We start from the raw sequence: 20,409 nt of genomic DNA on the forward strand, positions 1-20,409 counted from the left end.
GCAATACCAGGTTGGTTCGTTATCTTATTCTGTTGTCATTCAAACTCGGTGCGCGCCAGTATAGCAAGCGCTCCGCTACGCAGACAGGAAAACAATGAGACGCTGGAACGGTTGGGGTGACGATACGATAGAGTTTGCGCTGAACGAGGATGCGCTGGGCTTTCTGGCGCAGCGCGTCGGCGCCGGCAGGCCGGTGGCGGATGCGGCGTTCGAGCAGGCCTGCGCGCGGATCGCGCCATCGCGGCTGCCGCCGCATGCGCTGATCGATGGGCTGATCGATACATCGGCCGAGGTCCGCTTGCGCAATGCGCTGGGCCAGAGCCTGCCGGACTGGCTGCGCCTGCGCTATGGCGTGATCGAGACGGCGCCGGACGGCGTGGCCTATCCGGAGAGCGCGGAGCAGGTGCGGGCGTTGATCGATTATGGGCAGCAGTTCGGCGTGGCGCTGATACCGCAGGGCGGCGGCACCAGTGTGGCCGGGCACCTGACGGCGCCGGCCGGCGCGCAGCCGGTGCTGGCGGTGAACCTGACGCGCTTGCGGCAGATGTATTTCCTGGATACGGAATCGCAGCTGGCGACCTTCGGCGCCGGCGTGTTCGGGCCGGACCTGGAGGCGCAATTGCGCGCGCGCGGCTATACGCTGGGCCACTTCCCGCAGTCGTTCGAATATTCGACGCTGGGCGGCTGGGTGGTGACGCGGTCGTCCGGCCAGCAATCGCTGCGCTACGGCCGTATCGAGCAGATGTTCAAGGGCGGCAAGGTGGAGACGCCGGCCGGCACGCTGGATATCCCGACCTTCCCGGCATCGGCGGCGGGTACGGATCTGCGCGAGATGGTGCTGGGCTCCGAGGGCCGGCTGGGCATCCTGACCGAGGCCACGGTGCGCGTGACGCCATTGCCGGAGTACGAGGCCTTCCATGCGGTGTTCTTCCCGAGCTGGGAGGCGGCGGAGACGGCGGTGCGGCAGGTGGTGCAGGCGGGGTTGTCGCTGTCGATGCTGCGCTTGTCGAATCCCTTGGAGACGACCACCATGCTGGCGCTGGCCGGCCACAAGAAGCTGATCTCCGCGCTGGAACGTTATCTGTCGTGGCGCGGCTGCAAGGATGGCAAGTGCATGCTGATGATAGGCGTGAGCGGCCGCAAGGCTGCGGCCAAGGCGGCATTGAGCGATGCGCTGGCGCTGGCGGCGCCGCACGGCGGCGTGCACATCGGCCGCAAGATGGGCGACAAGTGGAAACAGAACCGCTTCCGCAATGTCTACCTGCGTAACGCGGCCTGGCAGCATGGCTATGCGATCGATACGGTGGAAACGGCGGTCGACTGGCCGCGCGTCGGCACGATGATGCGGGCGCTGGAAGCTGCCGCCACCGAGGCGCTGGGGCAGCATGGCGAAAAGGTGCACGCTTACACCCACTTGTCGCACTTGTATGCGCAGGGGGCGAGCGTCTATTCGACCTTTGTGTACCGGCTGGCCGGCGACTATGAACAGGACCTGGCGCGTTGGCGCACGCTCAAGCATGCGGTCAGCATGGCGATCGTGGAAAACGGCGGCACCATTAGCCATCAGCATGGCGTGGGCAGCGATCATGCGCCGTACCTGGTGGCGGAGAAGGGCGAGTTGGGCCTGTCGGCGATGCAGGCCTTGTTTGCGCATTTCGATCCGCAGCAGATCATGAATCCCGGGAAGCTGCTGCCATGACGGCGCTGTGGCGCAGTGGCGGGCGTTCCGGCTTGACGGAGGTGCTGGGGCGCGAGTGGGATTTGATCGTGATCGGCGGCGGCATTACTGGCGCGGGGATTTTGCTGGAGGCGTCGCGGCGCGGCTTGAAGGCGCTGCTGGTGGAACAGCGGGATTTTGCCTGGGGCACGTCGAGCCGTTCGTCCAAGCTGGTGCACGGCGGCTTGCGGTATCTGAAGGAGGGCCAGTTTGCGCTGACCCGCGAGTCGGTGCATGAGCGGGAGCATTTGCTGCAGCAGGCGGCGGGGCTGGTGGAACCGCAGAGTTTTGCGTTCGGCGAGTTTGAGGGCCGCAAGCCGGGCAAGCGCATGTTCCTGCTTGGGCTGGCGATCTATGACCGCATGGCGGGGCAGAAGGCGCGCCATTATTTCGGCCGGGACGAGTTCGAGGCGCTGGCGCCGAACGTATCCACCAAGGGGCTGAAGGGGGGCATGGTCTATACCGACGCCAAGACGGACGATGCGCGGCTGGTGATGCGCGTGTTGCAGGAGGCGCAGCAGCATGGCGGCGTCGCCGTCAATTACATGGCGGTGGAATCGCTGCTGCGGGCGGATGGCGGCGTGCGCGGCGTGTGTGGAACCCGGCTGCGCGACGGATTGAGCGGCGCGCAGCATGAGGTGCGCGCGCGGCTGGTCATCAGTGCCACCGGCGCGTGGGCGGATGGCTTGCGCCTGCACGGCGATGCGGCGGCACGCGGCGCCAAGCCGCGCCTGCGGCCTTTGCGTGGCAGCCATCTGGTGCTGCCGGCCTGGCGTTTGCCGCTGGCGCAGGCGATCAGTTTGATGCATCCGCAGGACGGCCGGCCGGTGTTCGCTTTTCCGTGGGAAGGCGTGACGCTGGTAGGCACGACGGATGTCGACCACAAGGGCGACCTGTCGCGCGAGGCAGCGATCACGCGCGCCGAAGTCGATTACCTGATGGCGGCCTTGCATGACCAATTCCCGCATTTGGGCTTGCGCGAGAGCGACGTGATTGCCAGCTACGCGGGCGTGCGTCCCGTGATCGATAGCGGCAAGGCCGATCCGTCGAAGGAAGGGCGCGATCATGCGTTGTGGCTGGAGGATGGATTGTTGACGGTCACCGGCGGCAAGCTGACCACGTTCCGCGTGATCGCGCTGGATGCGCTCAAGCTGGCGGCCACCTTGCTGCCGGACTGGCGCGACAAGCTGGAGCCGCAACCGGTCTTTGGCAACGCGCCGGGCAGCCGCTTGCGTTACCAGCGCCATCTGCCGGCGGGCCAGGCGCTGCGCCTGCAAGGGCGTTACGGCGCCTGGGCGCAGCATTTGATCGAGGCTGCACAACCGGGCGAACTGGCGCTGATCGCGGGCACGGAGACCATCTGGGCGCAGCTGCGCTGGGCGGCCCGGTGCGAGTCGGTGCAGAAGCTGGAGGACTTGCTGCTGCGCCGCAGCCGCATCGGCATCCAGCTGCGCGGCGGCGGCGTCGATATCCTCGGCCGCATCCGCGCCATCTGCCAGCCGGAATTGGGCTGGAGCGACGAGCGCTGGGACGTCGAGCAGGCTGCCTATCTGGCATTATGGAATACCCACTACAGTTTGCCCGCATAAGTACGGGCACACACTACGAGACTAGAGCGACATGGCCGATCAATACCTTCTTTCCATCGACAACGGCACGCAGAGTGTGCGCGCGCTGCTGTTCGATTTGAACGGCAACCTGGCCGCCAAGGCGCAGGTGCATTTGCAGGCTTACTTCTCCGATTATCCCGGCTGGGCGGAGCATGACGCCGACGGCTACTGGAGGGCGGTCGGCCAGGCGTGCCAGCAGCTGTGGGCTTCGACCGATATCCCGCGTTCGGCCGTCAAGGGCGTGGCGGTGACGACGCAGCGCGGCACGGTGGTCAACCTGGACCGCGACGGCAAGGTACTGCGGCCGGCGATCACGTGGCTGGACCAGCGCCGCGTGGGCAAGCAGAAGCCGCTGAGTTTTTTGTGGCGCACCGCGTTCAAGCTGGCGCGCGTGTCCGGCACCATCGAGTACTTCCGCCGCGAGGCTGAAATCAACTGGATCGCCGAGCACCAGCCGGAGATATGGGCCAAGACCGACAAGTATCTGCTGCTGTCGGGATTCCTCAATTTTCGTCTGTGTGGGCGGCATGTCGATTCCGTCGGCTCGCAGGTGGCCTACCTGCCGTTCGACTACAAGAGGCACAAGTGGGCCGGCGCGCGCGACTGGAAATGGGAGGCGCTGGCCGTGAAGCCGGAGATGCTGCCGGAGCTGGTGGCGCCGGGCACGGTGATCGGCGCGATCACCGCCGCCGCCGCCGAGGCGACCGGCATCCCGGAAGGCACGCCGCTGGTGGCCGCCGCTGCCGACAAGGCCTGCGAGGTGATCGGCGCCGGCGCGCTGGAGCCGCACATCGCCTGCCTGAGCTACGGCACCACGGCCACCATCAACACCACGACAAAAAAATACGTCGAGGTCACGCCGTTGATACCGCCTTATCCGGCGGCCGTTCCCGGCGCCTACAGCACGGAGGTTCAGATCTTCCGCGGCTACTGGATGGTGAACTGGTTCAAGGAGCAGTTCGGACACTTCGAACAGATGGCCGGCCTGGAGCAGGGCAGGTCGCCGGAGGCGATGTTCGATCTGCTGGTGAACGAGGTGCCGCCCGGCTCGATGGGGCTGATGCTGCAGCCGTACTGGAGCCCCGGCATCAAGACGCCGGGCCCGGAGGCCAAGGGGGCGATGATCGGCTTCGGCGACGTCCACACGCGCGCCCATATGTACCGGGCGATCCTCGAAGGCCTGGCCTACGCGCTGCGCGAAGGAAGGGAACGGATCGAGAAGCGCAGCGGCGTGCCGGTGACGGAGTTGCGCGTGGCCGGCGGCGGCTCGCAGAGCGATGCGGCGATGCAGCTGACGGCCGATATCTTCGGCCTGCCGGCGGCGCGCGCGCATGTGTACGAGACGTCGGGACTGGGCGCGGCCATCGCGGTGGCGGCGGGACTGGGTCTGCACAAGGACTTCGACAGCGCCACGCGCGCGATGACGCGACCGGGCCGCGTGTTCCATCCGATCGAGGCCAACCGGCAGATCTACGACAAGCTGTATCGGCGCGTGTACCTGAACATGTACAAGCAATTGCAGCCGATGTATCAGGACATCGCCGACATCACGGGTTATCCGGAACAGCTTTGAAATCTGGTTGTGGCATAATGTATTTTCGATAATATTATGTTTGCCATATGATGCGGATGCCCGTCTTACTTGTCGCGACGCTGTTCTCCGTCGGCACGGCCGTCAATGCTATCGGTCTTGATGAAACGCTGTTGGGTTGTTGGCGCAGCCAGCAGGTGCAGGTGACGCTTGCCGACCAGTCGCGCAATGACCAGAATGGTGATTGCGTGTCTGAATACGATGCGGAATATGTGCGCTCGCGCTGCTACGGCGCGTCCGGCCAGACCGAGACTTTGTCGGCCTACCAGCGCATTGGCCAGGACACGCTGCGCGTGACGCTGCTCGATCCATCGACGCGGGTGGCCAAAGGCGCGCCGGCGGAGATTCGCTATCGCATCGAAGACGACTGGCTGCTGTTCGAGCGGCAGTTTTCCGCTGGCGGGAGCGGGGCCAGGCAGCCGCGCAACTTGAAGTCGGTCTCGGTGCGGGTCCGGCCCGACGCCACTAGTCACACTTTGAATTGCGCACCGCGCGGCGAGAGCAAACTGCGAACAGGCCGCGCGCCTGTCAGCTCGTTGGCGCTTACGCTGCCGCCCGGTTGGGAGCCATTGCTAATCGACCCATCTGCCAATGAGGCGCTGCGTTCGGCCGTCAACACCAGTCTTTTTATTGGCGCGTTTGTTCCGGCCGGTACCACCGAATCGCAGTCGAAACCAGTCCAGATGGTGCTCGTCCTCGACGACGTGCGCTATGGGCCGAATCCCATCCGGCCGAAGGATTTTGGCGTCGTCAAGAAGCGCTTCGCCTCCGAACTGGGCACCGTTAAGCTGACCTGCGACGAGCCGGACAGCGTATGCGCATTGCTGCGCGGGGCCAGCGGCAACGAGACATACACCGAACTACTCAACGTGAACGGACGCGTCGCGATGGTGATCAGTTCCATGGCGCGCGCACAAGATGACGCCTTGCCGGTATTACGCAGTTCTGCACAGGCCTTCATAGCGCGGCTTCGGGCCGACAATGCCAATTGACGCAACTTTAGGGAGCAATGAAATGCTAGTGCACATTTTTCGAGGTCCCGGTCGGGTGTTTGGCGTTACCGAGGACGAGAACGGGGCGAATCTGCCGGCAAAGTTTGCGCCGTGGGTTCGCTTCAAGCCGGTGGAGTTGAACCGCGATGTCGCGACCCCGGGGCTTGATGCGAACCAGTGTCTCGATGACATCGCGCAGCATGGGTTCCACATCACCGACGCGCATGTGCGCATCACAGACTCTGTCATCGCATGACGGGCAAAAATTCGTCCCGCTTCGAGACGCTCGGGCAATGGCACGATTTCTGGGCCTCGCTATTGCTATCAGCACCGGACAACTTCCGGGAATATGACACGCAGCAGAGCAAGTTTGTGCGCGTTGCCGACCAAAGCGAGGCGCTGACGGCTGCGTTCGATACCTTGCGGTCGGGGCTCCATTTCGCGGAGCGCAAGCTTAAAGACGACGCTCTGATGCGAATTATCCGCGAGCTTATTGAGATGTCGTTCGAGGCCTACTGCGCAGGCGAGGCGAAGATCGGTGCCCATACGCTGCAGGAATGTGAGGGGATGATCTGGACGGGACGCCAGTTCCCACCGAAATATGCAGTGGAGGCTGAGCGGCGCGCTTTCGGGGAAAATAAACGTTATGCAGGCGTGCGCATTTCTCCTTATCCCTTCGAAGGAAGCAGCAATGACCTCGGCAGCGCTCAGCGAGTCCTGCTCGAGATGGCCGAGAAACGATGCCGCCAATTCTTCATGGAAAAGAAGGTATTCAAATACTTTGCGTACGTCCGGCAAAACGACGCGGTTATTGCCGAGGTTGCCGCAGCTTCGAGAAAGAAGTTACTTCAAAGTCTGACTGAACGCGCCGCGCAGCACGACATTGACGGGGCCGTTGTTGCCGAACTCGTGGTGAGCGCGGTTAACGGACTCATTGTCTTCAACCTTCACCAGCGAGGGCATCCAAGAGTCGAGGCGATTTCGAAGACCAACAATTGGGCGTATGGCGACCTGCGTTTCCATCTGAACGACCCCACCATCTTTTAGCAGCGCTGCCGATATTCCGTCGGACTCATGCCTTCGGTCCGTCGGAACGCGGCGGCGAAGGCGGATGGGGTCTGGTAGCCGACCGCCAGGGCGACCTGGGTCAACGGCATCGAAGGATCGGCCATCAGGGCGCGGGCGCGCGCCATGCGCTGGGTTACCAGCCACTGGTGCGGCGTCAGGCCGGTGCTGCGGCGGAAGGCGGCGCAGAAGTAGAAGCGGGACAAGCCGACCAGCTGCGCCAGATCATCCAGCCGGACCTCTTCTTCGAGCCGCTCCTGTAAATATTCGGTCACGCGGCGGACCTGCCAGTTCGCCAGGCCGCCTTTGGCGCCCGGGCCTTCGGGCCGGCAGGTGGTCGAGTGGCCGCGCACCAGTTGCATGCACAGCAGGTCGATCGCCTGCTCGATAAACAGGCCGTTGCCGGTGTCGTCGCGGCAGGCTTCGGAAGAGAGGATCTCCAGCAAGGCACTGGCGGTGGGATCGGGTAGCGCCACCCGGTCCAGCAGCTGCACGGCGGGACCGCGATGGCCGGTCGCCTCGGCGCAGGCTTGCAGGCGGACGTCCGAAAAATAAACATGTGACACCTCGATGGCGCCGGCGATCATCCATGCGGCCTCGTGGCCGCTGGGGATCAGCGTGATCGACTTCTGCCGCGTGACGCATTGCTGGTAGCGGCCGCCGTCGCGCCATTCGATCCTGCGCGGCGCGCCGTAGTAGGTCATGACCACATGGTCCGCCATCGGCTCGACATGGGACGTGAAGCCACTGTGCGCCCAGCGTTCCGTGATGCAGGCGCCGCTGCCGCAGACGTCGGCGCGCAGGCGCGGGGCGACATCGAGTACGCGATTCATTTCCTGCATGGCGCTGCGGTCGAGCATGGCCTGATATCTCCATTGGCAATGACCGCGTAAGGATATCATTGTTTTACCCCGATCCAGCGCAGGCGCGACGCGGCACACGGCTCCAGCATCAGCAGCTCCGCCTGCGTATTCAGTGCGGCCTCGGTGGCGCACAGGGCCGGATGCAGGGCGGCCAGCGCCTGCATGTCCTGGACGATGCCTATCCAGGCGACGCAAGCGACGTCGACAGCCTGCAGCAGGCCCGCCTCCACCACGCCGGCGCCTCGGTAGCGGCCTACAAGTTCGTCCACGTGCCCGAAGTGGGCGCCGTGGAACAGGTGAACCAGCACCACGCCGCGAGTGCTGCGCGGTGCGTGCGGCGCGACGCTGGGCGGCAGGAGCGGGAGCGCGTACATGCTGTCCGGCGCCTGCAACAGCATCGTGCGTTCGGTTTCCGGCGTCCTTGCCTGCGCGATGCGCGCCTTCGTCATGGTCGGATAGGCCCGCAGTGACAGATGGTTGCCGTGCCGGCCGGCCTCGCGGAAGCAGCCGAGGGCTGCGCCGTTGTGGCAGGGCTGCAACCGTGGCGGACCACGGCGCAGCATGACCACGCCGCCGGTGTTAAACCGGGTTTTTTGTTCCATGCTGTGCTCCTGAATTGGGTGGAGGATTAGGTTGCGTGGAGATTTTCACGCTTCCCGGGCTACCCTGCTGTTCAGGAGTTGTTGGAATTATTCCGAAATTGCCGCGTCGGTGAGCTGGTCCAGTGGATGGGCCGCTGGGACGCGATCCTGTTGCCGCTGCCGGCGCTGGCGGGCGGCGTGCCGCCCGGGCGCAAGGCCCTGCGCGGCCATGGCCGAATCAGCGCATCAGCGGCGCAGGGCAGACTTGCCGACGCCGCGCCACGTCGACTTAACCGGCAAAAATGAAGGGGAAGCCCTGGCCGATCACCGGCAGTAGCGCCGCCTGATTTTCGGCGCTCTCGCTGAAGCCGTTCAGTACATCGGCGCGGTCTACGCCGTTGTGCAGAACATTGAGCCAGAATTCGAAGCCGCCCGGGTCGGGCGCGCGGTGCAGGATATTTTTGTACAGGTTGGTGGCGAAGTCGTGATCGCTGAGGTTGTCGCCATACAGTTGCTTGAATTCCGCGCTGATGAGGAAGCTATGTGCGACCTCTTTCTGCGAAATGCCCTTGTCCAACGCATTGATCCAGAAACCGACTCCGCCCAGATCCGGCGTGCGGTCGAACGCGGCCTGGTACAGCCGGTAGGCTTGGCCGCCATGGCCATCGATATCGAGCGCTAACGCATGATCGGGAAACAGCAATCGTTCGATGCCGGTCAGCGTGTCGCCAGTGGCGGCGCCATGTAGCGAGACGGTGGCCTGGCCTTTCTGCAGCGAGATGTCCAGCGGGCCCTTGCTATCGTCGTAGAACACCGTATCGATGCCGCTGCCGCCGTCGATTTTCTTGCCGGTCGCGCTGCCGGTGAACAGGTCGTTGCCGCCGCTGCCGGTCGCCGCCGGCGCCACCGTGGTAAAGCTGTAGCTGGCATGGCCTGCATAGCGGTTGCCGGCCAGGTCCAGCACGCTGCCCTGCGGCAGTGCCAGCGTGTAGGTCGTGCCGGGACGCAGGTTGATGTGCGGGTCGAGCTGCAGCGCGTTGCCGCTGGCGCCGAACAGCGCCGCGCCGCCGGCCGCGGTGACGGCCACGCCGTGGTCGTCGGTCAGCGTCAGGCCGGCGCCGGCCGCAATCGCTTCGTTGAAGGTCAGCGTGAGTTTGGGATGGAGCGCGACGCCGGTGGCGCCGCTGACGATGGATGCTGTGCTCAGCAGCGGGGCGGTGATGTCGCCCGATCCGAACGTGGCCTTGATTTCATAAGCGGCCGGCACCGGCTTGTCGGCCGGGGTGCCCAGCATCAGGTAGTAGTCGCCGGCTGCGCCCGCCGCGTAGCGTGTGACCGTATGGCCGGCATCGACGCTCTGGCTGATCGCTTGGATTGGGTCCAGGGTTTTGCCTGCGAACACGCTCAATGTTACCGCGCCGTCGGATGCGCCCAGGTCCACGGTGAGCACGCCGCTCTCGTCGACGTGCACCTTGAACGTATCGGTGTCGAAGAGGCTGCTATGGATCTGGCTCTTCACCAACTGGCCGAGGGCCAGCGCGCTGGCATATTCCCGTTGACCGCTGATGTCGTCGCCGGCAATTCCCAGTAACGCTTTCAGCGTGTAGCTGGCCGGCGCGGGCGCGGCGCCGGCATTGACGACCTTGACGTAGTAGTCGCCGTAGGCCCCGGACAGAAAGCCCAGGCGGAGTTCCTGCGGGACGCTGGCGTCGGCATACGAGCGCAGCGCCTTGCCGGCGCTGTCGACGATTTGCAGTGTCGGGCCATTGGCCTGTTGGTCAGCGGCGCCGCTCAGTTGTGGCGAGCTCAAATAGATAGAGAACGACTCGTCCGCATGCAGCGTGATTTTGAATACGTCGGAGGCGCCGGCCGATGCCAGTGTGCCCTGTACCTGTTGGCCGTAGGTGAGCGCGCCGGCATGGGCGTTATCGTTGTCAGGGACGGGGGCGGGGGCGGCGACCGCCTTGGTCAAGTGCAGCTGGTAGGTGCTGCCCTTGGCTTCGCTGGCGGAGGCCACTTCGATATAGTAGGTGCCGCTGGTGGCGGGCGTGTATTCTGGCAGCCTGGTATGCGGCGGCGGACCGGCGAAGTTCAGGGCGAAGCCGTTGGCGAGCTCGGTGCCGGACGCATTCTTCAGGCGCAGTTGGACGCTGCTGTCGGCTTCGAGGTCGACCACATAGGCGGTGCCGGCTTCCAGCGTGACCGCTATCCAGTCGCGGTCGCCGCCGCCCTGGCCCAGCATGCCCTTGATGGCGCCGCCCGCCGCCAGCACGCCGGTGGTGCTGGTGTCGGCGCTGTAGTCGTCGTCGGCGTCCAGACTGGTCTTGATCGAATAGCTGCTGTTGGCTGGCGTGTCGGTGTTGGAAGAAAACGCGGCGCTTGCCGCCAAGTAGTAAGTGCCGCTGGCGATTGGCGTCATGCCGAACGAGATGGCGCTGCCGCTGCCTTTGTGGACGACGGTGCCATCGGCTGCATACAGGGCCACCTGCACATTCGACGCGGTATCGGATGGCGCTGCGAACGCATAATTGAGGCCGGCGGTCAGCTCCAGCTTGACCATGTCGACATCGCGCGCCATTTGCAGCTTGCCGCTCATGGTGGCGCCGACGGCCAGCTTGGTGGCGGCGTCCCTGGTGTCGGCGTAGTCGTCCTCTGCGGCCTGGGCGCTGAGAGTGTAGGTGCGCGATCCGGTCTGCGGCGTCGCGTTGTTGGCGTCGCCGACGTCCAGCGTGTAGGTGCCGGTGCTCTTTGCCTTCATCGCAAACGAGAAGATCTTGGCCGTGCTGCTGATGGCGCCGTAGTCAAAGGCGTTGTTGCCGGCGGGGTCGCGCAGCAGCAGGCTGGCCGAGTGGCCGCCGGCGACGACGCCGGTATTCTGGATAATCACCGAGTAGATCGTGCCGGCCACCATGTCCAACGTGAACCGGTCGACGTCGCCGTCGTATTGCAGCGCGCCTTTGGCCGGTCGGTCCACCGCCAGGTGGCCCGGCTGGCTGTCGTTGCCGCTGTAGTCGTCGACCAGCGTGGTCGCGCTGGCGGTGTAGGCGCCGGAGCCGTGCGCGGTCACGGCGACGTAGAAGTCGGCGTCGGTGGCAGATTCGATCACGCCGGCGTTGGTAGGCAGAAGCTTGCCGTTGGCGTCGTAGGCTTGCACCGAGCCGTAGCTTCGGTTGTCGTCGCCGTTGGCCTTGATCTGGTAGTGCTGGCCGGCTTCGGCGTGGAATTTGAACCAGTCGACATCGTCGGCGCGCTCGAACACGCCGCGGCCCGGGACGCCGGTGCTGATGACGCCGGTGGTGGCGGTGCTGGCCGGCAGATCGTCGGCGGCCGGATAGCTGGCCGACACGGTGTAGCTGCCGCTGAGGTAGCCGGTGAGGCTGGCTTCCAGATAGTAGACGCCGCTGACCGTGGGCGTGAACTGCGTGAGCGGCGGCAGGTAGTAGCGGGCGGAGCCCAAGCTCGCTTGCGCCTCGCCGGCGCTGTTGAAGAGGTTCAACGACGAATACGAATAGTCCGCCAATGTACCCGCGCCATCGGCCTTGCCGGTGAGCGTGAATAAATAGGTGGTGCCGGCCTGGAGCGAGATCTTGAACCAGTCCCGGTCGTGCGTCACGTAGCCGCCGCTTGGGGCCTCGAAATTCCCGGTGGCGGAGCCGCCGGCGGTCAAGAGGCCGGTGGTGCTGGTGTCGGAGCTGTAGTCGTCGGTCATGCGGGGTCGGCGGAAGGGGCGGACCGGCATTGTAACAATATTTCCAAATGGAAAACTATCCGATTATCACCCGCCGCCCGGCTAGCGCATCACCAGCGCCTTGACCGCCTCCATCGCGGCGCTGCCGGTCTGGGTGGCCTGCACCTGGTTGCGGCCGCCTTCCTTGGCGACGTACATGGCGCGGTCGGCGGCGACGAACAGCGATTCGGTGTTGTCGAGCTGGTGCGGGGTGATGGTGGCCACGCCGATGCTCACCGTCAGCCAGGCCGAGGTGGTCGAGCGCGGGTGCGGGATTTGCAGCGATTCGACATGGGCGCGGATCGATTCGGCCAGCAGGTAGGCCGAGTCGCCGTCGGTTTCGGCGAACAGCAGCACGAATTCCTCGCCGCCGTAGCGCGCCGCCAGGTCGGTCGGGCGCAGCGCGTGCGAGGCGATCGCCTGCGCCACCTGCTGCAGGCAGGCGTCGCCGGCCGGATGGCCCAGGGTGTCGTTGTACAGCTTGAAGTGGTCGACGTCGAGCACCACCAGCGACAAGGGCTGGGCGCTGCGCATGGCGCGCTGCCATTCCTTTTCGAGGAAGGTGTCGAAGTGGCGGCGGTTGGCGATCTTGGTCAGCGGGTCGACCATGGCGGCCCGTTGCAGCGCGTCTTCCGACTGCTTATGGTGGGTGATGTCGTGCAGCAGGCCGATGAACAGCGGCTGGCGCAGATACATCGGCGTCAGGGTCAGGTCCATGCACACCGAGCTGCCATTGCGGTGGCGGATGATCACTTCGCGCGTGCCGTGGCTGTGCGCCGTCTCGGGCGCGGCGGCGTAGCGGTCGAAGTAGTCCAGGTATTCCTGCGCCACCAGGGGGTTGAGCAGGTCGCCGATGGCGCGCCCGGCCAGTTCGTGTTCCTGGTAGCCCAGGTATTTGTCGCAGGCCGGGTTGGTGAACTGGATGCGGCCGTCCGCCTCGATGATCAGCAGGCCCTCGGCCATGTTGTTGACGATGGTGCGCAGGCGCTCGGCCTGTTCCTCCTGGGTCTCGCTCTTGCTGCGGATGTGCAGCTGGGTGCGCACGCGGGCGCACACTTCGGCCATGCGCAGCGGCTTGCCGATGTAGTCGACCGCGCCGATGTCGAAGCCGGCCACCACGTCCTCGGTCTCGGTGCGGGCGCTCATGAAGATGACCGGGATGCGCTGGGTGGCGGCGTGGCTTTTCAGCTGGCGGCAGGTCTCGAAGCCGTCCATGCCGGGCATCATGACGTCGAGCAGGATCAGGTCGGGATGGACCCGGCGGGCGATCTTCAGCGCCCGCTCGCCGGAGGTGGCGACGAAGGTCTGGTAGCCCTGCTGGACCATCAGCTTGCGCAGTGCGCTCAGGTTCTCCGGCGCGTCGTCCACTATGAGTATCGCGGCATCGCGCCGCGTGGCAAGGATGGGATGGGGAACTGGGGTGAACAAAGGCTGGCCTGATCTGAAAGTGACTATCCGTTCAAATCATAACGCTTCAGCTCGGCTGCGGGTGAAAAAAAATCCGCTGTTATTTGAGGATTTCTTCGGAAGTGACGGGGATGCCACACCAACGGGGCACTGGCCCGCTTATTGTTGATGGGATGTTACTGCTTGGCCCGGTTTTCGTTACTTTTGGTGATAAAGTTGGCGCGGGGATGTGGGCGGCGAGCGCCGCCCACGAAGGTACGATGACTTGTGCGATGACTTAGATCTTGGCGGCGATCAGCTTGCCCAGGATCTCGATGCCGGTGCGGATGCGGTCCGGCGCCACGGTGACGAAGGACAGGCGCAGCGTGTTGGTTTCCGGTTCGTTGGCGTAGAACGGCGAACCCGGCACGAAGGCGACCTTCTGGGCGATCGCTTCGTCCAGCAGCTTCATGGCGTCGATGTGCTTGGGCAGCGTGACCCAGATGAACATGCCGCCTTCCGGCTTGGTCCACTCGACGCCGGCCGGGAAGTGCTGGGCCATCGCGTCCAGCATGACCTGGCACTGGTCGCCGTACAGGGTGCGGATTTTCGGGATGTGGCGGCCCAGGAAGCCGTCCTTGATCACTTCGTGCACGACCATCTGGGTCAGCTGCGAGGTGTGCAGGTCGGCGGCCTGCTTGGCCAGCTCCAGGCGGCGCACCAGCGGCAGCGGGGCGACCACGTAGCCCAGGCGGATGCCGGGGGTCAGCACCTTGGAGAAGGAGCCCATGTAGATCACGCCGTCCGGGTTCATCGCCACCATCTTCGGCAGCGGGTCGCCCTTGTAGCTCAGGGCGCCGTACGGATCGTCCTCGATCAGCGGCAGGCCGTGGCGGGCGCAGGTTTCCACCAGCTCCAGGCGGCGCTCGACGGACAGGGTGCGGCCGGTCGGGTTCTGGAAGTTCGGCAGCGCGTACAGCAGGCGCGCGCCCTGGGCGACGGCGTCCAGCGACGACGGCACCAGGCCGTGTTCGTCGGTGGCGACCGATTTGAATTCAGGACGGTAGACCGAGAACGCTTGCAGCGCGCCCAGGTAGGACGGCGTCTCGACCAGCACGCGGCTGCCTTCGTCGATCAGCACTTTGCCCAGCAGGTCCAGCGCTTGCTGGGAACCGGAGGTCATCAGCACCTGTTCCGGCACGATTTTGGCGCCGTTGGTCGACAGCGAATCGGCGATCCACTGGCGCAGCGGCAGGTAGCCGTCGGTCGGGCCGTATTGCAGGGCGACCTTGCCGTTTTCGCTGAGCACCTTGTCGAAGGCGGCCTTCATTTCGTCGATCGGGAAGGTCAGCGGCGATGGCAGGCCGCCGGCGAAGGAGATGATCTCCGGTTGCTGGGTGATCTTCAGGATCTCGCGGATGAACGACGATTGCAGCTGGTCGGCGCGTTCGGAGAAGCGCCACTGGATCGGATTAGGGTTTTCGATTTTCATACATGTCTCACTAGAGGATGCCGGCGCTGCCGGCTATTCAACAAGCTCGCTTGTGGCGTGCTCTTATAAAAGGAACGACCCCGGATAAGAGGCCGCCCGCTTACGCGACTTCCGCGATCAGTTCGATTTCGACGCAGGCGCCAAGCGGGATTTGTGCGACACCAAAGGCCGAGCGGGCGTGCTTGCCGGCTTCGCCGAAGACTTCGCCCAGCAGCTCGGAGGCGCCGTTGGTGACCAGGTGCTGTTCGGTAAATTCAGCCGTGGAGTTCACCAGGCTCATGACCTTGACGATGCGCTTGACGCGGGTCAGGTCGCCGCCGACGGCCGCCTGCAGCGTGCCCATCAGGTCGACGGCGATGGCGCGCGCGGCGGCCTTGCCTTCGGCGGTGTCGATGTTCTTGCCCAGCTGGCCGACCCACACGCTGCCGTCGGCGCGCTTGGCGATATGACCCGACAGGAACACCAGGTTGCCGGTTTGGGCGTACATGACGTAGGCGGCGGCCGGGGTGGCGGGTGCGGCCAGGGTGATATCGAGCGCTTTCAGTTTTTCGTAGACAGACATGTGGTTATCCAAAAAGTAAGGGGAATGCGTTAGGCTAAGACCGATATTGTACGTCAGCGGCAGGGCGTGCCCACAAACGCGGCAAAATCAAGATAGTCTACGGTTTTAGCCCCGTTTTACCTGCATTTTGCGGCCGGCACCCACCACGGCGATGACGGCAATTGCAAAAACGACAGTGGGCCATTCCAGCGCCTCGCCCAAAACCACCGCCGCGCCGAGCAGCGACAGGAAGGGCTGGACCAGCTGCACCTGGCCGACCCGGGCCACGCCGCCCAGCGCCATGCCGCGGTACCAGAAGAAGAAGCCGATGAACATCGAGAACACCGAGACGTAGGCGAAGCCGGTCCAGGCGGCGGCGCCGGCGGCGGCCAGCTGCGGGCCTTCCTGCCAGCACAGCCAGCCCACCAGCGGCAGCAGCAGCGGCGCCGACAGCACCAGCGCCCAGCAGATGGTGTGCTGGCCGCCCAAGGTTTGCGACAGGCGGCCGCCGGCGGCGTAGCCCATGGCGGCCAAGAGCACGGCCAGGAAGATCGCCAGGTCGGCCAGGTGCAGGCTGCCGCCGCTCTGGCCCAGCGCGAAGCCGACCACCAGCGCCGAGCCCACGCTGGCCATGATCCAGAAGCCGGCCGACGGTTTCTCGCCGGCCAGCAGGGCGCCGAAGACGGCGGTGGCCAGCGGCAGGATGCCGACCAGCACGGCGCCGTGGGCGGCCGGCAGGCTGCGCATGGCGATCGAGGTCAGCCACGGGAAGCCGATGATGCAGCCGATCGCCACCATCGCCAGCGGCAGCAGGGCGGAGCGCGGCGGCAGCGGCGCGCGCTTCCAGGCCAGCCAGCCGCCGGCCAGTACGGCGGCCACCAGCGCGCGGCCGAGGGCGACGAAGGTGGGGGACAGGCCCGCACTGAGGCCAGTACCGTGGCTGAGCTGCGCGCCGCCGACCGCCAGCCGCGTGAACGGCAAGGTCAGGCTGAAGATGGCGACCGCGATCAGGCCAAGCAGCATGCCGGTGGTTTCGTCGCTCAGCCCCGGGCGGGTGGCGATGGTGACGGCGGCGGATGGCGGGGCGCTGTGGGTCATGCGGGTCTCCGGTGGCGTTATCAATATGGTTATAAGCGGTATGGATGTATGCTACGTGACAAAACCAGTACAGTGCCAGTACACTTGCACACATAATTTCTCATACTGTGACGGTAAAATGACCAATACACGTTCGCGCACTTCACTCTTGGGCGCCGCCGCGTCGGCTGCGGCGGAGGCGGTGGCCGATGCGCTGGCGGCGGCCGACGCGCGCGCGGCGGCCAAGGCGGCTGCGGCGCCGGGACCGGCCGTGACGTCGGTGGCCGTCGCGCCATCGAAGGCTGCGAAGACGGGGACGATGGTGGGGCTGCTGTCGCGCGAGTCGGGCGAGACGCTGATCGACCAGATCGTACGCTCGGTGACGGCGCGCATCGACGACCGCCTGCTGCGCGGCGGCGCGCGCATGCCGTCGATCCGCGCGTTCGCGGCGGCGCACGGCGTATCGGCGTTCACGGTGGTGGCGTCGTACGACAAGCTGGTGGCCTCGGGCTACCTGGAGTCGCGCCGGGGCGCCGGCTTCTTCGTGCGCGAGCCGGCGGCGATGGAGTTGAACCTGGCGCAGCGGCGTCCGGGCGCGCGGCGCCGCTCGGCGGAAGGGGAGCGCGAACACCCCGGCGCCAAGCCGATCGACGTGGTCTGGCTGGTGCGCAATATGTTCCGCCAGATGCCGTACGGGCAGATGCCGGGCACCGGCGTGCTGCCGCCGGACTGGCTGGACGGCGCCGCCATCGCCAACGCGCTGCGTTCGGTCAGCCGGCAGCACCCCAACCTGCTGGTCAGCTACGGCGTGCCGCAGGGCTTCCTGCCGCTGCGCCAGCAGTTGCAGCTGAAGTTCGCCGAGATGGAGATCGCCGCCGCGCCCGAGCAGATCGTCACCACGGCCGGCGTGACGCAGGCGCTGGACCTGGTGGCGCGCGAGTTCACGCGGCCGGGCGACACCATCTTCGTCGACGATCCGGCCTGGTTCCTGATGTTCGGCTCCTTCGCGGCGCTGGGCGCCAAGGTGGTGGGCATACCGCGCCTGGCCGACGGCCCGGACATCGCGCAGCTGGCGGAGCTGGCGGCGCTGCACAAGCCCAAGCTGTACATCATCAATTCGGTGCTGCACAACCCCAGTTCGACTTCGCTGTCGGCGGCCAAGGCCTTCCAGGTGCTGCGGCTGGCCGAGGAGCACGATTTCATCATCGTCGAGGACGACATCTATTGCGACCTGCATCCGGGCAGCGCGGTGCAGCCGGCCACGCGGCTGGCGGCGCTGGACCAGCTGCAAAGGGTGATCTACCTGGGCGGCTTTTCGAAGACGATGGCGGCCAACCTGCGGGTGGGCTATATCGCGGCGTCGCCGGAACGGGCCGAGCGCCTGGCCGACCGCAAGATGCTGACCATGCTGACCACCAGCGATATCGGCGAGCGGGTGGTGTACAAGGTGCTGTCGGAGGGCTTGTTCCGCAAGCACACGGACCGGGTGCGCGCGCGGCTGGACGCGATCCGCGCCAAGACCATCCGCCAGATGGAGCGGGTCGGATTGAAGGTGGATGTGGCGCCGCCGGCCGGGATGTTTGTCTGGGTCGATGCCGGCTGCGACACCAATGTGCTGACCGAAAAGGCGATGGCGCACAACATGCTGCTGGCGCCGGGCAGCCTGTTCTCGCCCAAGCAGCTGCCGTCGACCCGCATGCGGCTGAACGTGGCGGCGGTGCAGGAGCCGGCGGTGTGGCGTTTCTTTGAACGGGAGTTGGGGCGCTCTTGAAAACTCTCTTATAATCCCCACTTTCGTCAGACCCTTGCATCAACCACAAGACTATTAAGGCTCTTAAAATGGCAGACAACGACAAGCAAACCCTGGGTTTCCAGGCCGAAGTGAAACAGCTGCTACAGCTGATGATCCACTCGCTGTACTCGAACAAAGAGATTTTCCTGCGCGAGCTGATTTCGAACGCGTCCGACGCGTCCGACAAGCTGCGCTTCGAGGCGATCAACAACGACGCCCTGTACGGCAACGACCATGAACTGAAGATCAAGGTATCGTTCGACAAGGCCGCGCGCACCATCACCATTTCCGACAACGGCATCGGCATGAGCCGGGACGAGGCGATCTCGCACCTGGGCACCATCGCCAAATCGGGCACCAAGGAATTCTTCGGCAAGCTGTCGGGCGACCAGCAGCAGGACGCGGCCCTGATCGGCCAGTTCGGCGTGGGCTTCTACTCGGGCTTCATCGTCGCCGACAAGATCACCGTCGAGACGCGCCGCGCCGGCGCCGCCGCCTCCGAAGGCGTGCGCTGGGAATCGGCCGGCGAGGGCGATTACTCGGTCGAGCAGATCGAGAAGACCGGCCGCGGCACCGACATCATCCTGCACCTGCGCGAAGGCGAGGACGAGCTGCTGTCGTCGTGGAAGATCAAGTCCATCATCCGCAAGTACTCGGACCACATCTCGCTGCCGATCGTGATGGCGAAGGAAGAGTGGGACGAGGAGAAGAAGGAAACCGTCGTCAAGGACGAACTGGAAACCATCAACCAGGCCAGCGCGCTGTGGGCCCGCAACAAGGCCGACATCACGCCGGAGCAGTACGAGGAATTCTACAAGCACGTGTCGCACGACTTCCAGGCGCCGCTGACGCATACGCACAACCGCGTCGAAGGCCGCAGCGAGTACACGCAGCTGCTGTACATTCCGGCCAAGGCGCCGTTCGACCTGTGGGACCGCAACAAGCGCGGCGGCATCAAGCTGTACGTCAAGCGCGTGTTCATCATGGACGACGCCGAGCAGCTGATGCCGGCCTACCTGCGCATGGTCAAGGGCGTCATCGATTCGGCCGACCTGCCGCTGAACGTGTCGCGCGAGATCCTGCAGGAGTCGCGCGATGTGAAGGTGATCCGCGACGGCTCGACCAAGCGCGTGATCGGCATGCTGGAGGAGCTGGCGAACGCCGACGAGCAGGAGAAGAAGGACAAGTACGTCACCTTCTGGAAGGAATTCGGCCAGGTGCTGAAAGAGGGCATCGGCGAGGACGCGACCAACAAGGACCGCCTGGCCAAGCTCCTGCGCTTCGCGTCGACCGCCAACGACAACGACGAGCAGAGCGTCTCGCTGGAGCAGTATGTGGCGCGCCTGAAGGAAGGCCAGGACAAGATCTACTACGTCACGGCCGACAACTACGTCGCCGCGAAGAACTCGCCGCACCTGGAGATCTTCCGCAAGAAGGGCGTGGAAGTGCTGCTGCTGACCGACCGCGTGGACGAGTGGATGCTGTCCTTCCTGACCGAGTTCGAAGGCAAGGAGCTGGTGTCGGTGGCCAAGGGCGGCCTGGACCTGGGCGCGCTGGAAGACGAGGCCGAGAAGAAGGAGCACGAAGAGACCGAGACCTCGTACAAGGATTTGGTCGGCAAGATGAAGGAAGCCTTGGCGGACAAGGCCAAGGACGTGCGCGTGACGTTCCGCCTGACCGATTCGCCGGCCTGCCTGGTGGCGGACGAGCATGAGCTGTCGGGCAACCTGCTGCGCATGCTGAAGGCCGCCGGCCAAAGTGCGCCGGAGTCCAAGCCTATCCTGGAGATCAACCCGAACCACCCGCTGGTGACGCGCCTGAAGTACGAGGAAGCGGGCAGCGCCTTCAGCGACTGGGCCAACATCCTGTTCGACCAGGCTTTGCTGGCCGAGGGCGGTTCGCTGAGCGATCCGGCCACCTTCGTCAAGCGCCTGAATGAAATGCTGTTGAGCGGCGCGAGCAAGTAAAGTAAGTT

General features: G+C 65.2%; 16 protein-coding genes. 9 read left to right on the forward strand and 7 right to left on the reverse strand.

The annotated features are described in order from the left end of the window. Window positions 1-94 precede the first annotated feature (94 nt). The 6 genes from RUGAMON1_RS01505 to RUGAMON1_RS01530 are packed head-to-tail and all read left to right on the forward strand — an operon-like array spanning window position 95 to window position 6,957. Window positions 95-1,699 (forward strand): FAD-binding oxidoreductase, encoded by a 1,605-nt coding sequence (locus RUGAMON1_RS01505; protein ID WP_445228836.1) that lies wholly within the window; start codon window positions 95-97, stop codon window positions 1,697-1,699. After that, entirely contained in the window at window positions 1,696-3,306 is a 1,611-nt protein-coding gene (locus tag RUGAMON1_RS01510; RefSeq protein WP_445228837.1) for a glycerol-3-phosphate dehydrogenase/oxidase, read from the forward strand. Before RUGAMON1_RS01505 ends, RUGAMON1_RS01510 begins: the two co-directional genes overlap by 4 nt. 31 nt (window positions 3,307-3,337) lie before the next feature. Continuing rightward, window positions 3,338-4,900, forward strand: a complete 1,563-nt coding sequence (locus RUGAMON1_RS01515; RefSeq protein ID WP_445228838.1) for an FGGY-family carbohydrate kinase — start codon at window positions 3,338-3,340, stop codon at window positions 4,898-4,900. A gap of 56 nt (window positions 4,901-4,956) precedes the next feature. After that, a complete protein-coding gene (locus RUGAMON1_RS01520; RefSeq protein WP_445228839.1) occupies window positions 4,957-5,910 on the forward strand; it encodes a hypothetical protein in 954 nt (317 codons plus the stop codon). 22 nt (window positions 5,911-5,932) lie between these two features. Continuing rightward, a complete protein-coding gene (locus tag RUGAMON1_RS01525) occupies window positions 5,933-6,166 on the forward strand; it encodes a hypothetical protein (RefSeq protein ID WP_445228840.1) in 234 nt (77 codons plus the stop codon). Next, complete coding sequence (locus RUGAMON1_RS01530) at window positions 6,163-6,957, forward strand: hypothetical protein (RefSeq protein ID WP_445228841.1); 795 nt, start codon at window positions 6,163-6,165, stop codon at window positions 6,955-6,957. Before RUGAMON1_RS01525 ends, RUGAMON1_RS01530 begins: the two co-directional genes overlap by 4 nt. Here RUGAMON1_RS01530 and RUGAMON1_RS01535 read toward each other — a convergent pair. Together RUGAMON1_RS01535 and RUGAMON1_RS01540 are read right to left on the reverse strand one after the other, a co-directional pair. Next, window positions 6,954-7,835, reverse strand: a complete 882-nt coding sequence (locus RUGAMON1_RS01535) for a helix-turn-helix transcriptional regulator (RefSeq protein WP_445228842.1) — start codon at window positions 7,833-7,835, stop codon at window positions 6,954-6,956. The genes RUGAMON1_RS01530 and RUGAMON1_RS01535 overlap by 4 nt on opposite strands. 38 nt (window positions 7,836-7,873) lie before the next feature. Continuing rightward, window positions 7,874-8,440 carry a hypothetical protein gene (locus RUGAMON1_RS01540; protein ID WP_445228843.1) on the reverse strand — a complete coding sequence of 189 codons (567 nt, stop codon included), beginning with the start codon at window positions 8,438-8,440 and terminating at the stop codon, window positions 7,874-7,876. Between the two features lie 81 nt (window positions 8,441-8,521). On the opposite strand from RUGAMON1_RS01540, the gene RUGAMON1_RS01545 reads away from it, so the two are divergent. Further along, entirely contained in the window at window positions 8,522-8,725 is a 204-nt protein-coding gene (locus RUGAMON1_RS01545) for a hypothetical protein (RefSeq protein ID WP_445228844.1), read from the forward strand. Here the strand turns inward: RUGAMON1_RS01545 and RUGAMON1_RS01550 are convergent. The 5 genes from RUGAMON1_RS01550 to RUGAMON1_RS01570 all read right to left on the reverse strand — a co-directional run bounded on the left by RUGAMON1_RS01550 (window position 8,709) and on the right by RUGAMON1_RS01570 (window position 16,663). Beyond that, window positions 8,709-12,128, reverse strand: coding sequence for a DUF4214 domain-containing protein (locus RUGAMON1_RS01550; RefSeq protein WP_445228845.1), 3,420 nt, complete (start codon window positions 12,126-12,128; stop codon window positions 8,709-8,711). The two genes, RUGAMON1_RS01545 and RUGAMON1_RS01550, sit on opposite strands and share 17 nt — an antisense overlap. A gap of 81 nt (window positions 12,129-12,209) precedes the next feature. Beyond that, window positions 12,210-13,574 (reverse strand): diguanylate cyclase domain-containing protein, encoded by a 1,365-nt coding sequence (locus RUGAMON1_RS01555; RefSeq protein ID WP_445228846.1) that lies wholly within the window; start codon window positions 13,572-13,574, stop codon window positions 12,210-12,212. A gap of 256 nt (window positions 13,575-13,830) precedes the next feature. Then, on the reverse strand, window positions 13,831-15,024 hold the full coding sequence (locus RUGAMON1_RS01560; RefSeq protein ID WP_445228847.1) for an aminotransferase-like domain-containing protein: 1,194 nt from the start codon (window positions 15,022-15,024) through the stop codon (window positions 13,831-13,833). A 100-nt stretch (window positions 15,025-15,124) separates the two neighbouring features. Next, window positions 15,125-15,586 (reverse strand): RidA family protein, encoded by a 462-nt coding sequence (locus RUGAMON1_RS01565; protein WP_152803395.1) that lies wholly within the window; start codon window positions 15,584-15,586, stop codon window positions 15,125-15,127. A gap of 105 nt (window positions 15,587-15,691) precedes the next feature. After that, complete coding sequence (locus RUGAMON1_RS01570) at window positions 15,692-16,663, reverse strand: DMT family transporter (RefSeq protein ID WP_445228848.1); 972 nt, start codon at window positions 16,661-16,663, stop codon at window positions 15,692-15,694. 118 nt (window positions 16,664-16,781) lie between these two features. On the opposite strand from RUGAMON1_RS01570, the gene RUGAMON1_RS01575 reads away from it, so the two are divergent. Together RUGAMON1_RS01575 and htpG are read left to right on the forward strand one after the other, a co-directional pair. After that, the gene (locus RUGAMON1_RS01575; protein WP_445228849.1) at window positions 16,782-18,413 is read left to right on the forward strand and encodes an aminotransferase-like domain-containing protein; all 1,632 of its coding nucleotides are present in this window, start codon (window positions 16,782-16,784) and stop codon (window positions 18,411-18,413) included. A gap of 68 nt (window positions 18,414-18,481) precedes the next feature. Further along, window positions 18,482-20,401 carry a molecular chaperone HtpG gene (gene htpG / locus RUGAMON1_RS01580; protein ID WP_445228850.1) on the forward strand — a complete coding sequence of 640 codons (1,920 nt, stop codon included), beginning with the start codon at window positions 18,482-18,484 and terminating at the stop codon, window positions 20,399-20,401. Window positions 20,402-20,409 lie beyond the last annotated feature (8 nt).

Source organism: Duganella rhizosphaerae, from assembly GCF_040364205.1.
GTDB lineage: Bacteria > Pseudomonadota > Gammaproteobacteria > Burkholderiales > Burkholderiaceae_D > Rugamonas > Rugamonas rhizosphaerae.